Here is a 15325-nt window from a genome sequence, read left to right as displayed (position 1 = left end):
TGATATATTTGCAAAATTAATAAATTTAATAATATGCGAAAATCTACTACTTCAAAAGCTCTCTTTTTATTACCTATTTTATGTGCAGGTTTATTCCAAGCACAGACACATGGAAGTAGAAAGAAAGGTGATTTCACTCAAAAATCTGCTCAAGAGCTAGCTTTGTCTCATGGGTATGATAGATGTGCAACCACTGAGTATGAGGAATTTTTAAGAAAGAATTTTCCCGGAAGATTCACCACAGAACAGTTTGAAGCTTGGTTGAAACCTCTTGTTGAAAAAGCTAAAACAGACAAATCTCAAAATGGGAATATTATTAGAATTCCCGTAGTAGTACACGTTATTCATGGTGGACAAGCTTATGGGGCTGCACCAAATATTGTAGATGAACAAGTAATTTCACAAATTACAGTAATGAATCAGGATTACCGTAAATTGGCTGGAACTCCTGGATTTAACTCAAATGCTGTAGGTGCAGATGTGCAGATTGAATTTGCATTAGCTAAGGTAGATCCTAATGGGAATCCAACTAATGGGATTGATAGAGTTAAAATGTGTCAGTCTACATTTAAGAGAGATGCTATTGAAGCTTTTGTAAAACCTGAAACAATTTGGGATCCTACTCAATATATGAATATGTGGAGTGTAGCTTTTGCGTCGCCAAATACAAACCTTTTAGGATATGCTCAGTTTCCTGATGCATCAAACCTTCCTGGTTTAGATCCTCTGGGAGGGTATGATTTTACAGATGGGGTAGTCGCTAATTATGCAACATTTGGGAGTAGTGATTTTAATGTAGATAATACATTTATTCTTGGTGCACCTTATGATAAAGGAAGAACAATGACTCATGAAGTTGGTCACTTTTTAGGGCTGAGACATATTTGGGGGGATGCATCTTGTGGAACTGACTATTGTGCTGATACGCCAACTGCTCATACTGCTAATTATAACTGTCCTACAGTTGCAAGTTGTGATAATCCGGCTGTAAATGAAATGGTTGAAAACTATATGGATTACACTAATGATACTTGTATGAATATTTTCACAAATGATCAAAAAGCGAGAATTGTTGCTGTAATGAATAATTCTCCTAGAAGAGCATCATTAAAAGCTTCGACAAAAGATATTGCTATCCCGTTATTTGCAAATGATGCGGAAGTTAAATTAGAAAGAGCTTGTGGAGTTCCAAGTTGTTCTACACCTCAAAATTTACAAGTATCAATCTTTAATAGAGGAACTAGTCCTTTGACTACTGCTACAATTAATTATACAATAAACGGAAATGCACAGTCTTATAACTGGACAGGAAATTTAGCTCAGGATAAATCACAGCTTATTAATTTACCTGTTGCCGCTAATACAAATTCTGGACCTGTTACTGTTACTGTTGCTTCTGCAAATGGAGTTGCGGATCAAAGAGCATCTAACAATACTGTAACCGGAACCTACGTTGGTGCACCTACTCCGGTAGAAACAAACGTAGTGTTTAATCTTCAGTTAGATTATTATGGTTCTGAAACAAACTGGACTTTAAAGAATAGTGCAGGAGTTACAGTCTATAGTGGCAGTGGATATGCAGATGTTGCTGATCCAAATACAATGCCTATTCCGGCAGTTATCACTCAAAACTGGACATTAAACCCTAATGAGTGTTATACATTTACAATTAATGATACATATGGAGATGGGTTCTATTTATATGGAGGGTATTATAATATTAAATCTACATCAGGTGTAACTTTAGTTTCTGGTTCTAATTTCCCAGCTACTCAAAGCAGACTTATTAAAGCGCAAGTTTTGGCAACAAATGAAGCTACTAAAAAAGATGCATTCGGCATTTATCCAAATCCGGCAACAGATGTTTTAAATATTACTAAGGTTTCCAATAAGGCAACTTTTGAGATTCATAATACTGTAGGACAGATAGTGAAAAAAGGAACGATTGACAATAACAAAGTGAATGTGGCTGAATTATTAAGAGGTAATTATATTATTACTATAAAAGATAACAATATTTCTGAAAACTTCAAGTTCATTAAAAAATAATAGGTAGTAAAGATGCTCATTAATCCCCATGTTATTCATGGGGATTTTTTATTTTACCAATTTATTCCATAATATATGTCAACATTTAGGTTGAAGGCTATATTTTATTGTATTAATAGTAATTTGCTGTAATTTTTTTTAAAATACTTTTAATAGATTTTAGTGTTTTTCAGTTAAAATATCTTAGCCAAATTTTTATTTTTTTATATAAAATATAAAATAAGAACTATATTTTTTGTTGTTTAGAGAATGTATAGCTATTTTTGATAAATTAAAAATTGTTATTTCATATGAAAAAACTTATTACTGCTTTATTTTGTAGTTTAATAGGGGGCACGGCTTTTGCGCAGTGGTCGCCGACTACATTTTCGAGACAAAAAGAGAAACCTTCTCTTTCACGTCACTATTATAAGTTGGATCTTAATAAAATTAAGGAACAACTCAAAAATGCTCAGGAAACCGGACCAAATGCAAAGCCGGTAGAAATTTCTTTACCCACTTTAAATGGAAAAATTGAAAAGTTTGCTGTGTACAGTTTTCCTGTTGTTGTTAAAGATTTAGCACAACAATACCAATTAGGTTCATATGTTGGTGTTGGTCTGGATGATCCGGGTAAATACCTGAGATTCTCTGTAGCACCAAATGATTTTCAGTCAATGATTATCAAAAACGGAGAATATGAGTTTATAGAACCACAAAATGCTGATAAAACAGTATATGGGGTGCACCCTAAAACTAAAAAAACAGAAGGAAAAAGTTTTGTATGTAGTACTTCAGAAAATCCTGCTGCTATAAATGATATCAATGAGCTATATAACCAAGGCAGCTCTTTTACAAATCAGGCAGCAAATTTTGCAAAAACTTCAGACAAGAAGTACAGAACAATGAGATTGGTAGTATCTGTAACTGGAGAATACACTCAAAAGTTTGGTGGTACCGTGGCTGGGGCATTAGCTCAAATTAATGCAACTTTGACCAGAGTGAATGGAGTTTTTGAAAAAGATTTTGCTCTACACTTAAATCTGCAAAATTACCCTAATGTTATTTACACCGATGGAACTTCGGATCCATATTCTGCTCCGTCTGTGGGAACCGATCCGAACAATGCATCTAATGCTAACGGATGGAATGTCCAGCTTCAAAGAGCACTTAGCTTAAATGTCGGAAATGATAATTATGATATCGGACATTTATTTGGAGACAGTGGAGGCGGTGGAAATGCGGGATGTATAGGCTGTGTTTGCGTTAATCCTACCGGTACACCTGCGACTTCACTTTCTAAACAAAAAGGATCTGGATATACTTCTCCGGCAGATGGAATACCACAAGGGGATAATTTTGATATAGACTATGTTGCCCACGAAATGGGTCACCAGTTAGGAGCAAACCATACATTTTCTCATGCTCTTGAGACAGGAACAGGTGTGAATGTAGAACCAGGTTCAGGTACAACAATTATGGGATATGCAGGTATCACGGGTGCTAATACAGATGTGCAGCCTCATTCTGATGCCTATTTTCACCTTGCAAGCATTAAGCAGGTTCAAACAAATTTAATTAGTAAAACTTGCGATGTAGAAACTGTAATTACAAATAATCCTCCTGTAATTGAAGCTTTACCAACTTATAATATTCCTAAAGGAACTGCATTCGTTTTGACAGCTTCAGCTACAGATGCAGAAAATGATCCGCTTACATATACTTGGGAGCAAATGGATAATGCAAGTGTCACTATCAATAAAAACAACTTAGGAACTACCACATCCGGAGCCACATTTAGATCTATGGTTCCATCCACAAGTCCTACACGATATTTTCCTAAATTATCATCTGTACTTGATGGTGTGTTAAATAATTCTAATAATGAATGGGAATCGGTATCTATGGTGCCGAGAACAACACATTTTTCTGTAACAGTAAGAGACAACAATCCTGCACCTGATCAGAAGCAAACTCAATATGCAGATCAGACGATAGTAGTGGGAAATGATGGTCCGTTTAAAGTAAATACTCAGTATGCTAACGTAAACACTCCGGCAGCTATTGAATGGGATGTAGCAAACACTACTGCAGCACCATACAATGTTGCTAATGTAAAAATTGATTATACTACGGATAATGGAACTTCTTGGACTGTATTGGCAGCATCAACTCCGAATGATGGATCTGAAAGCTTTACTTTCCCGTCTTCAATGAACGGACAGGTTATTAAATTAAGAGTTTCTTCTATTAATAATATATTCTATGCTATTGGTAAAATCAATGTAGTAGCTTTTGCTCCATGTGACGGGACAGCACCTACAGGAGTGGTTACAAGTAATATCACTTTTAACAGTGCTACTGTTAGCTGGACACCGGTTGTCAATGCTACATATGTTATTCGTTATAGAAAAGTTGGTGAAACAAACTGGCAACAGACATCATCTACTTCACCTACAGTTTCGTTATCAGGTCTTAATGATGCAACAACTTATGAGGTACAGGTAGCGGCTGTATGTTCAGGAACTCCGGGAGCTTATTCTGCTTCAACAAACTTCTTGACTACTTCTGTAACTTATTGTACTGCTTCGTCGGCTACTGCTGCTATTCTTTATATCTCAAATGTTCAGGTTTCAAACGTTACCAACGCATCAGGTTCAAATACCTATACTAATTTTACAACAAACCCTGCTCTTCAGGTTAATCTTGTAAAAGGAAATTCTTATTCTCTAACTGTTACCGGATCGGTATCAGCCGCAAATTTTGGAATGGTATTTATAGACTACAATAGAGATGGTGTTTTTGATACTACTGAAAGAGTTCTGAACTTCCCGGTAGCTAACGCTTCTTCATTCACAGGTTCGTTTACCGTTCCGAATACAAGTACAGTTGTAGAAGGACAACCTTTAAGAATGAGAGTTATTGTTGGATATGCAGGAGCAAGTAATATTGGATTATCAGCACCGGCAGCATGGGTGTGCGGAACAGGCAATTTCAATGATGGGGAAGTTGAAGACTATAACGTTGTTGTAACTGCTACAGCTTTGGCAACAAATGAAGTGAAAGCGAAAGATAACTTCGGAATTTATCCAAACCCTGTAACAGATATCTTAAACGTTACAAAAGTTTCAAACAAAGCAACTTTTGAAATTCATAATGTTGTAGGTCAGATTGTGAAGAAAGGAACAATTGATAACAATAAAGTAAATGTGACAGAGTTATTAAAAGGAAACTATATTATCTCGATAAAAGATAACAATATTTCAGAAAGCTTTAAATTCATTAAGAAATAATAAATTAGCTTAAATGCTTATAGATCCTCAGGTTTTTCCTGAGGATTTTTTTATTGTCAAATCATAAAATGAAATATTGTGATATTTTCATAAAAAAAATATTTCAACTGATAAATCAATAACGAAAAATGATTAGATTTGTATTGTTAATATAATATATTGAGAAACTTATGAAGAAAATTTTTACTTCTTTCTTTCTCCTCTTTCTGTTTGCGATTTCCAGTGCACAATGGAGTCCTGCAACATTCAGTGGAGAAAAAATTAGAGGAAGTTCTGAAATTAAGAACTATTATTCTCTAGACATTTCCTTATTAAGGTCGCAATTGGCAAAAGCTCAAGAAACGGGCCCCAATGCAAAATCGGTTACGATTTCTTTGCCGACTTTAGAAGGGAAAATTGAAAAATTTGCAGTTTACAGCTTTCCTGTTGTAGTGAAAGAACTGGCAGATGAGTATCAACTCGGATCTTATGTAGGTGTAGGGATTGATGATCCCGGCAAGTATTTAAGATTCAGTGTAGCACCAAATGACTTTCAGTCAATGATAGTCAAAAATGGTAAGTCTGAATTTATAGAACCTGTTGACAAAGACAAAACGGTTTATGGTGTACATCCTAAAACAGATAAAAGCACTGAGGGCTTTTTGTGTTCTATGAATGAAAATCAGCTATCTAAACAAGAGATAGCGAAGCTTTATGAAAACGGAAAATCATTTGCAAATCAACCTACTAATTTTGCTAAATCTTCTGATAAGAAGTATAGAACAATGAGGTTGGCAATGTCTGTAACAGGTGAATATACTCAATACTTTGGGGGAACTGTTGCAGGAGCTTTGACGGCGATTAATGCTACTTTGACAAGAGTAAATGGTGTTTTCGAAAAAGATTTTGCATTACATCTTAACTTGCAAAATTATCCTGCAGTAATTTATACTAATGCCGCTACTGATCCCTATTCTCCAGCTGCTCAAATGGGCAACTGGAATTTGCAGTTGCAACAAACACTTACTGCAAACGTCGGAAATGCAAACTACGATATCGGTCACCTTTTCGGAGCTTCCGGAGGTGGAGGTAATGCGGGATGTATTGGTTGTGTTTGTGTAAATCCGGCTAATAATAACGATGAACAGAAAGGATCAGGATATACTTCTCCTGCGGATGGTATTCCTCAGGGAGACAATTTTGATATTGACTATGTTGCTCATGAAATGGGGCACCAGTTGGGGGCAAATCACACTTTTTCTCACGGTCTGGAAGGAACGGGTATGAACCAGGAGCCTGGCTCAGGATCTACAATTATGGGATATGCAGGTATTACGGGTGCTAATACTGATGTCCAGCCGCATTCTGATGCCTATTTTCATATTGCAAGTATCAGACAAGTGCAAACAAATTTAACAAATAAAACTTGTGATGTAGAAACTGCAATTACAAATAACCCTCCGGTAATTGCTGCTTTGCCTACTTATAATATTCCTAAAGGTACTGCGTTTGTACTGACAGCTTCTGCTACGGATGCTGAAAATGATCCAATGACGTATACTTGGGAAGAAGTTGATAATGCAAGTGTTACTGTTAATAAAAATAATTTAGGAAATACAACTTCGGGTGCTTCATTTAGGTCTTTATTGCCTACAACAAGTCCAACTAGATATTTTCCTAGATTATCATCTGTGTTATCTGGAGTTTTAAATAATTCAAACAACTTATGGGAAGCCGTTTCAACGGTTGCGAGAACTACAAAATTTGCTGTAACAGTAAGAGATAACAATCCTGTTGCCAATCAACAGCAAACTCAAACTGCTGAGCAGACAATTGTAGTTGGAAATAATGGTCCTTTTAAAGTAAATACGACTAGTGTATATAATAACGGACCAACTACTGTAGCTTGGGATGTTGTTAATACCACTGCAGCACCATATAATGTTGCCAACGTTAAAATAGATTATACAGCAGATAATGGAGTTACCTGGACTACGGTTTCTGCCAGTACTGCAAATGATGGTTCTGAAACAGTAGACTTTGGGGCTTTAGCTGTGGGTGCTACTATTAAAATCAGAGTGAGCGCGGTTGGAAATGTATTTTATGCTGTAAGCACTGCAACTGTTGCAACTTTAACGGCTTGTACAAGTGCTCCTCCTACGGGTATTGCAGTTTCCGGGATTACTCAGACACAGGCAACTGTTACCTGGGATGCTGTGGCAAATGCTACTTATGTTGTACAATATCGTCCAGTAGGAAGTACAACTTGGCAAACTGTTCCTGCTACAACAAATACTGTTACATTAAATGGTCTTTCTGATGGAATTCAGTATGAAGTTCAGGTAGCAAATGTTTGTTCAGGTACTCAGGGTAATTTCTCTGCTTCTGTAAACTTTACAACTCCGGGGCTTACTTATTGCCAAATGCAGTCTAGTAATTTTTCAGACGAGTACATATCTAATGTAACTGTAACTCCTGTTGGAGCTTCTGTTATGAGTAATAACTCAGCAGGCAGCACTTATACAGATTATTCAACAACTCCTAGTGCTTTGGTAAACTTGGTTATTGGCTCTGCTAATAATACTGTCTCAGTTTCTAAATTCTGGACGGGAACTGTTTATAGTGAAGCTGTAGGTGTGTGGATTGACTTTAACAGAAACGGAACTTTTGAAGCTTCTGAGCAGGTAATGACTTCGGCAGCAAGTACAACAACTCCTGTTACAGCTACCTTTGCGGTTCCTGCAGGTGCTTATAACGGTCCTGCTACTACAAGAATGAGAGTGGCATTGCAGTTCAGCAGCTCACCTGTAATGTGTACAAGCTATACTTACGGAGAAGTTGAAGATTATGCTGTAAAATTAATTCAGCCAATTCCATGTACAAGTAATGCGCCTTTAAACCTTACGGTGACCAATCTTACAGCTACTTCAGCTTATGTAATGTGGGATCCTGCTGCAGGTGCTACTTATGTGTTAGAATATAGAAAAGTAGGTGATCCTACATGGCAAAGTGTACCATTAACTACCAACGCTTATACAATCCAAAATTTAACTGAGCAGACTCAATATGAAGTACGCGTTGCTTATGTTTGTTCAGGTACTCAAGGAACATTTACGAATCCATATCAGTTTACTACACCGGCTGTAAATTATTGTACAGTTACAGGTACTAGTAGCAATGGGCATATTTCTAATGTTACTGTTACGCCAACGAATTCATATGTAATGAGTAATGATACGACTGGGAACGGTTATACAGATTACTCTGCAGATCCTACTAAATTAGTGACATTAGTACGTAGCTCAACAAATAACAGTATTTCAGTTTCTAAGTCTTGGACAGGAACCTCTACAAGTTTGGCAGTTGGTGCTTGGATCGATTTTAACAGAAATGGTATTTTTGAAACAGGAGAAAGAGTAGTAAATACTACGGCAAGTACGACGACTCCTATCACAGCAACATTTACTGTTCCTGCAACTTCATATAACGGACCTCTTACTCTTAGAATGAGAGTAATTGTTTCATCATCAACTGTTACTGATCCTTGTGTGAATATTGCAAATGGTGAAATTGAAGATTATGCTGTGAAAATTGTAGATTTACAAGGTTGTACTACAGCAGCTCCGTCTCCTATCGTCGTTTCAAACGTTACTGCGGCTACTGCTTTGGTTTCGTGGTTAAATTCTACAGGTGCAACCTACGCACTAAGATACAAAGCAACAGCTTCTCCAACTTGGATTACTGTGAACCCGGCAACGAACCCTTATACTATTAATAACCTAAATGCACAAACTCAATATGAAGTACAGGTAGCTACAATTTGTGGTGGCACACAAGGGCCTTGGTCCAGTTCTGTAATCTTTACTACACCTGCACTTACTTATTGTAATTCAGGTACGGCAACAGTCACAGAAGCTTGGATTAGTAATATTACAATGACTCCTACAAGTTCTTCTGTTATGAGTAACAACTCTGCAGCGAGTACTTATACGGATTATTCTAATGATGCTACTAAATTAATCACAATGGTACGTGGTACTGCTGGAAACGTACTTTCAGTAGGAAGAACATTTACCGGAACGGGTACATATTCTACGTATGCTTGGATTGATTTTAATGGTGACGGTATTTTTAATAACAATCCATATACTACGGCCGGAGGAGAAAGAATCATGAACTTGTCATATTCTCAGACATCTCCGGTTACAGCAACTTTCCCTGTTCCTGCTAATGCTTATTTAGGAAATAACAAAGTGAAGATGCGTGTAATTGTATATTACCTTACTCCTACAGATGCTTGTTCTGTACTTACGAGTAACGGTGAGGTAGAAGATTATGCAATTAAATTTGTAGATCTCCAACCGTGTAGTACAGCAGCTCCGTCTCCAATAGTTATTTCAAACATTACTGCAACTACAGCGAATGCTTCTTGGTTGGCAAGTACTGGTGCTACTTATATTTTAAGATATAGAAAAGTAGGTGATGCTGCTTGGATTAATACAATTAACCCGGTTCCGGCACCAGGAAACAGCTATAATATTACGGGGCTTACAGAGCAAACACAATATGAAGTACAGGTAGCTACGAAATGTGGTGCGAATACGGGAGGATTCTCACCTTCGACAACATTTACTACTACACCAATTACGTATTGTAACATGACAGGTACAGGAACGACTGATTACATCGCTAATGTAACAATGACTTCTGCAAACGCAGGTATTCCTCCAATGAGTAATACATCAGTTCAGACTAATTATATTAGTTATACAGCTCCTGCCACGTTAGTTAATTTGGAAATTGGATCTACAGGAAACCAGATTTCTGTTACTAAAGGATGGAGTGCAGCTACACAAAGTGATGCAGTAAGTGCCTGGATAGATTTCAACAGAAACGGAGTTTTCGAATCAAATGAACAAATTTTAGCATCTGCAGCAAGTACAACAGCTACAGTGAATAATACATTCAGTGTTCCTACAACAGCATACAACGGACCATTGACAACTACAATGAGAGTTGTGCTAAAACGTACGAGCGCACCTGTAATGTGTCAAAATGCTACAAATGGAGAAGTAGAAGATTATGCGGTAAGATTAAGACCGTGTGCTACCACCACACCTACAAACGTAACTATTAACCCAATTACTCACAATACAGCTACAATAAACTGGACAGCTGCTACGAATAATATTAGTTACGTGGTACAATACAGAGTTTTAGGTACTACAACTTGGACATCTGTAACAGTCTCTACGCTTATTGGAAATATTCCGCTTCAGTTGACAGGTCTTACACCTGCTACGACTTATGAAGTACAGGTTGCGGCTGTTTGTGGAGCTACACCGGGAACATTTACGCCAATTAAGACATTTACTACAAGATGTGATCCTACGCCACCTACTGTTACAATCAGTAACATTACTACAAACTCGGCATTAATTACCTGGACACCTCTTGCGGCGAGTTCTACATATATCATGAGATATAGAATCGTAGGAACTACTACATGGACTACAGTTAATTTACCCAACCCACCGGCGAATACTTATCCGCTTTCAGGCTTAGATCCTTATACAAGCTATGAAGTTCAGATAGCTAATCAGTGTGTTGGAGAGACTACTCCTAATCCATGGTCGAATCCAAAAGTATTTACAACAGAAAGAACTTGTGAATTGCCTCCACCAGGCTTAACGATTACTAACCTTACACCAACAACGGCTGTAGTGGTTTGGGATTCTTACCCTGGAGCTACTTATATCTTGAGATACAGAAAAGTAGGAATTCCGAGCTGGACCAATGTTCCTGTTTCTACCAATACTTATACGATTACGGGATTATTAGAATTAACGAAATATGAAATGCAGGTTGTGAATGTGTGTAACGGAACACCCGGGACATACACTCCTCCTTACTACTTTACGACCCCTACGGTTATTTACTGTCAGATGCAGTCTCAGAGCGGAGTGTCAGAATATATTTCGAACGTAACCGTAAAACCGAATGGTAAACCTGAGATGACTAATGATTCAAATTCGTCTAACTATTCAGATTACACAGGTAATCCGTTGAAATTCATTGAATTGATTCAGGGTTCTAAAAAATTTGACAGAAGCGGTACTTTTGATATCAATGAAAGAATCCTTGCAGTGGCCCCCAATCAGACCACACCTGTAAACGGCACGTTCAGTGTACCGGCAGATGCGTTTGTAAGCATGACAGACTACAAATATGTAGTCATGAGAGTTGCGTTGCAGAAAGGGTCTATACCGGTAAACTGTACAAGTTTTGCAGCAGGTGAAGTAGAGGATTATACGGTGAGAATCTCTAAGAATCCTGTAGTGAATACAGTGAATCAGACAGATATCATGATTTATCCTAACCCTGTAAGTACGATATTGTATGTTAAGAATATCAGCAAGAAAGCGAATTATAAGATTTATAATGCAGCAGGTCAGCTAGTTTCGAGCGGATTAATCTTAAACAACAATATTGATGTTAGGAAATTGGTAAGTGGCGTGTATGTGATTGACATCGATGATGTTCAGGGTAAAGCACAGAAGAAGTTTATCAAAGAATAATCATTAAATAAATAATGAATTCATTATTTACCTTATAGGAATAGGCTCTCAGAAATGAGAGCCTATTTTTTTTAGATGGCAACTTAAAAATTGTAAAAAGAAAAAAACTCGTCAGAACAATATCCAACGAGTCTGATTTTTTTATTCAATCTCAAAGATTATTTTTTCGGTTTGTTCTTTTAAATCTTCTAAATTGGTATTGTTGTAAATGATATAGTCAGCCAGTTTTATCTTGTCTTTTTCGGGCATTTGCTTCTCCATTACGGCTTCTACTTCGCGATAAGTTTTACCGTCTCTATCCATTACCCTTTTAGCTCTTATATTATCTTCTGCTGTTACCAAAAGAGATTTATAGCATTCTTTGTTTAGTCTTAATTCAAACAATAAAGCGGTTTCTTTAAAAACTAAATATTGAGTCTGTTTTTTCACCCAGTTTTCAAAATCAATTCGAACGGCAGGGTGAATGATTTCATTTAAGCTATGGAGTAAATCTTTATTATTAAAAACTTTTTCAGCCACAAATTTTCTATCATAAACACCATTTTCGGTATAGGCTTTTTCACCTATAAGTTCTTTGATTTTTATCTTTAAATCATCATTCTCATTGACAATTGTTTTTGCCCTGTCATCCGAATAATAGACCGGAAACCCGCATTCTTCAATGAATTTTGCAACGGTAGATTTTCCCGAACCTATTCCCCCTGTTAAACCAATAATTTTTGATGTTGATAATGGGTCTGGTTCTACTTTCTGAGTTTCTGAATGTAATTCTTCCATAATTTAATATCCAAAAACATCATTAAAGCTAAATGTCTCATCAAGTCTCACTCCTTTTTCTGTCATTTTAAGGCTTGCCAATTCATTATGGGCATCATGTTCAAAAAACAATAAATATTCATTATCCACACACTGTTTTAAGAATTTTCCTTTTTCTTCTAAAGTTAAAAGTGGTCTGGTATCATACCCCATTACATACACCTGATTGATATGTCCAACTGTAGGAATCAAATCTGCAGCAAAAACAACCGTTTTATCCTGATATTGAAGGACAGGTAACATCTGTTTCTCTGTATGACCGTCAACAAAAATTACGTCCATTTTCAAATCCGGGGCAAAACTATAGTTTCCGGTAGTAGGAAGTGGTAAAAAATTCAGTTGTCCGCTTTCCTGAATCGGAATGATATTTTCTTTTAAAAAGCTTGCTTTTTCTCTTGCATTAGGTTCTGTTGCCCATTGCCAGTGATTTTCATTTGTCCAAAACTGTGCGTTTTTGAACGCTGGTCTGTAACCTGTTTTGTCATCGTTCCATTCAATAGCCCCACCACAATGGTCGAAGTGAAGATGAGTCAGGAAAACATCCGTTATATCTTCCCTCACAAAACCATATTTTTTCAGGTTTTTGTCTAAATTATCATCACCCCAAAGCGAATAGTGACCGAAGAATTTGTCGTCCTGTTTGTTCCCAAGGCCGCAATCAATCAAGATTAATTTCTTTCCGTCTTCTACAAGAAGGGAACGGGTTCCTAGTTCTATTAAGTTTTTTTCGTCTGCAGGGTTAGTTTTTTCCCACAGACTCTTTGGGACGACTCCAAACATGGCACCGCCATCTAATTTAAATTTTCCACATTGTATTGGATATAGTTTCATATAATATTAAGTTTTATAATGTATTATTTAATCAATAATTTCATTTTCTCAGCAATTTTCTTTCCATTTTCGTCGCCATTTTCAAGATTTGAAATGATATTTTGGAAATCATGTGCTTTCCTGTTCTGAGAAAGTTTTTGTTTAATAAAAATCTCTGTAGGAATAATTTTTAAACCAAAAGCACCTTTCATTTCTTTCTCCACAAATTCTTTTCCCATATCTTTCACCATCATCGGGCATTGCTGAAATTTTTCGTATTTGGAAGTCAATTTATCTAAATGTTTGTACAATTCTTCCTGATTCATCAATTCAACTTTTCCATAAATCTGCACGGCTTCATAATTCCAGGTTGAAACATTGATATGGTCATACCAACTGCTCGAAATATAAGTATGCACTCCCAAAAAGTCACAAAGAACGTCATCTCCGTTTTTCAAGATTTTTGCCTGCGGATTTGCTCTCGAAATATGACTTTCAATATAAATATTTTCTGTATCATCTTCATTCAGCATCATCATAGAATGTGTTGCTCTGATTTTATCAACAGAAGAAATTAATAAAGCAAAAGAATTTTCTCTGATGATTTCTTTCATCAGGTTATAATCTTCACTTTTATATAATTTAGGAATAAACATGATTTAAAATAATTCTCCTGGATTTCTGGGTATGGCAATATTCAAATGTTTGTATGCTTTTTCGGTGACTTCTCTGCCTCTCGGAGTTCTGATAATAAACCCTTCCTGAATTAAAAACGGTTCATAAACTTCTTCCAGTGTTTCAGGATTTTCTGCAATGGATGTTGCCAAAGCCGAAATTCCGACAGGTTTTCCTTTGAAATTTTCAATCATAACACGCATGATTTTATTATCCATTTCATCTAACCCGAATTCATCTACATTTAATGAATTTAAAGCATATTTGGTAATATTAATTTCAATTTCACCGTTTCCTTTTATTTCGGCAAAATCTCGGACTCTTCTCAAAAGAGCATTCGCGATTCTTGGGGTTCCACGGCTTCTTCTTGCAATTTCAATCGCTGCATCTTCATAAATTTTCACCCCCAAAACTCTTGAGCTTCTTTGAATGATCATTGATAAAAGCTCAACGGTATAATATTCCAGTCTGCTTTGAATACCAAATCTTGCCAGCATTGGTTTTGTAAGCATTCCGCTTCGGGTAGTGGCACCAACTAATGTAAAAGGATTCAGCCCAATCTGAACGCTTCTGGCATTCGGACCGGTTTCAAGCATGATATCTATTTTATAATCTTCCATCGCTGAATACAAATATTCTTCCACGATAGGTGAAAGTCGGTGAATTTCATCAATGAAAAGAACATCGTTTTCTTCCAGATTGGTTAATAAGCCGGCCAAACTTCCGGGTTTATCCAATACGGGACCTGAAGTGATTTTACAGTTTACGCCAAGTTCGTTGGCAATAATATTTGCTAAAGTTGTTTTGCCCAGACCTGGAGGGCCGTGCAATAGAACATGATCAAGCGCTCCGCCACGTTTTTTGGCAGCAGTGACAAAAACTTCGAGGTTTTCCAAAGTTTTTCTTTGTCCTGCAAAATCCTTAAAGCTCTGAGGACGAATTTGATCTTCCTGTATGAGCTCTTCGCGGGAATAATTTTCTTTATCTGGGTGTAAGAAATCTGGCATTAATTCAATTTCATTTACTTCAAAGATAGGAAATTTAGGTTAAGGTTTATAGCTGAAATTAAGATTTGAGAAGAAGAGATATTTTAAGTATTTTTGAGAGAAGAAATTTTTATAAAAAACAGACTTTTAGTCTTAATAA

The 15325-nt window shown here is 36.6% G+C and carries 7 protein-coding genes; 3 read left to right on the top strand and 4 right to left on the bottom strand.

The genetic code is table 11. The annotated features are described in order from the left end of the window. Window positions 1-33 precede the first annotated feature (33 nt). The 3 genes from ACM39_RS18750 (at window position 34) to ACM39_RS18745 (ending at window position 11878) form a co-directional block, all read left to right on the top strand. Complete coding sequence (locus ACM39_RS18750) at window positions 34-2049, top strand: M43 family zinc metalloprotease (protein WP_053073338.1); 2016 nt, start codon at window positions 34-36, stop codon at window positions 2047-2049. Between the two features lie 290 nt (window positions 2050-2339). Further along, window positions 2340-5321 (top strand): reprolysin-like metallopeptidase, encoded by a 2982-nt coding sequence (locus tag ACM39_RS15130; RefSeq protein ID WP_048511880.1) that lies wholly within the window; start codon window positions 2340-2342, stop codon window positions 5319-5321. A 170-nt stretch (window positions 5322-5491) separates the two neighbouring features. Next, entirely contained in the window at window positions 5492-11878 is a 6387-nt protein-coding gene (locus ACM39_RS18745) for a GEVED domain-containing protein (protein ID WP_053073337.1), read from the top strand. Window positions 11879-12019: 141 nt separating this feature from the next. On the opposite strand, the gene coaE is transcribed toward ACM39_RS18745, so the two are convergent. Genes coaE through ruvB form a run of 4 tightly spaced genes read right to left on the bottom strand, consistent with a single transcriptional unit; the run spans window position 12020 to window position 15186 of the window. Beyond that, on the bottom strand, window positions 12020-12655 hold the full coding sequence (coaE, locus tag ACM39_RS15120; RefSeq protein WP_048511879.1) for a dephospho-CoA kinase: 636 nt from the start codon (window positions 12653-12655) through the stop codon (window positions 12020-12022). Window positions 12656-12658: 3 nt separating this feature from the next. Then, entirely contained in the window at window positions 12659-13525 is an 867-nt protein-coding gene (locus ACM39_RS15115) for an MBL fold metallo-hydrolase (RefSeq protein ID WP_048511878.1), read from the bottom strand. Window positions 13526-13548: 23 nt separating this feature from the next. After that, entirely contained in the window at window positions 13549-14160 is a 612-nt protein-coding gene (locus ACM39_RS15110; RefSeq protein WP_048511877.1) for an FMN-binding negative transcriptional regulator, read from the bottom strand. Between the two features lie 3 nt (window positions 14161-14163). Continuing rightward, window positions 14164-15186 carry a Holliday junction branch migration DNA helicase RuvB gene (gene ruvB, locus ACM39_RS15105; protein WP_048511876.1) on the bottom strand — a complete coding sequence of 341 codons (1023 nt, stop codon included), beginning with the start codon at window positions 15184-15186 and terminating at the stop codon, window positions 14164-14166. Window positions 15187-15325 lie beyond the last annotated feature (139 nt).

Origin of the sequence: Chryseobacterium sp. FH2, from assembly GCF_001045455.1 — a bacterium.
Taxonomy (GTDB): domain Bacteria; phylum Bacteroidota; class Bacteroidia; order Flavobacteriales; family Weeksellaceae; genus Chryseobacterium.
Note: the sequence above shows the minus strand (reverse complement) of the source record. Positions and strands in the feature narration are given on the sequence as shown.

Bases quoted from the DNA above. Each gene is read 5' to 3' on its own strand.
- ACM39_RS18745 (WP_053073337.1), top strand. From the start codon at position 5,492: ATGAAGAAAATTTTTACTTCTTTCTTTCTCCTCTTTCTGTTTGCGATT.
- ACM39_RS15110 (WP_048511877.1), bottom strand. From the start codon at position 14,160: ATGTTTATTCCTAAATTATATAAAAGTGAAGATTATAACCTGATGAAA.
- coaE (WP_048511879.1), bottom strand. From the start codon at position 12,655: ATGGAAGAATTACATTCAGAAACTCAGAAAGTAGAACCAGACCCATTA.
- ACM39_RS15115 (WP_048511878.1), bottom strand. From the start codon at position 13,525: ATGAAACTATATCCAATACAATGTGGAAAATTTAAATTAGATGGCGGT.
- ACM39_RS15130 (WP_048511880.1), top strand. From the start codon at position 2,340: ATGAAAAAACTTATTACTGCTTTATTTTGTAGTTTAATAGGGGGCACG.
- ruvB (WP_048511876.1), bottom strand. From the start codon at position 15,186: ATGCCAGATTTCTTACACCCAGATAAAGAAAATTATTCCCGCGAAGAG.
- ACM39_RS18750 (WP_053073338.1), top strand. From the start codon at position 34: ATGCGAAAATCTACTACTTCAAAAGCTCTCTTTTTATTACCTATTTTA.